This window comes from Streptomyces ossamyceticus (assembly GCF_001418475.1).
Taxonomy (GTDB): Bacteria; Actinomycetota; Actinomycetes; order Streptomycetales; family Streptomycetaceae; genus Streptomyces; species Streptomyces ossamyceticus.
Genome location: NZ_LIQX01000498.1, coordinates 1,103 through 1,433, shown reverse-complemented (window position 1 = coordinate 1,433; position 331 = coordinate 1,103). Strand labels below are relative to the sequence as shown.

The window sequence follows — 331 nt, the reverse complement described above, 5'->3', positions numbered from 1 at the left end:
ACAACCTGTCTGTGATCTTCGGAAGGACTCCCTGATGCGTCCCAGTACTGCCGTCGGTACCGCGACCGCCCTCTTCTGCGCGCTCACCGTCCTGCTCGCTCCCACCACGGCGGCACACGCTGCCGCTCCTGGTGACCCCATCGTGCTGCCCGTCCGCGAGGCCCTCCAGGCCCTTCCTGTCCAAGACGAGGACCGCACCGGTTACGAGCGCTCGAAGTTCCGGCACTGGGTCGACGCCGACCGCGACGGCTGCCACACCCGCAACGAAGTCCTCCTGGAGGAGGCTGTCACCGCCCCCGCCCAGGGCGCCAACTGCGTTCTCACGGGCGGC

The 331-nt window shown here is 69.2% G+C and carries 1 pseudogene; it reads left to right on the top strand.

Annotated elements, in window-relative coordinates:
• Positions 1-34: 34 nt before the first annotated feature.
• A pseudogene (locus tag AOK15_RS47530) lies at positions 35-331 on the top strand (HNH endonuclease); the annotation flags it as partial.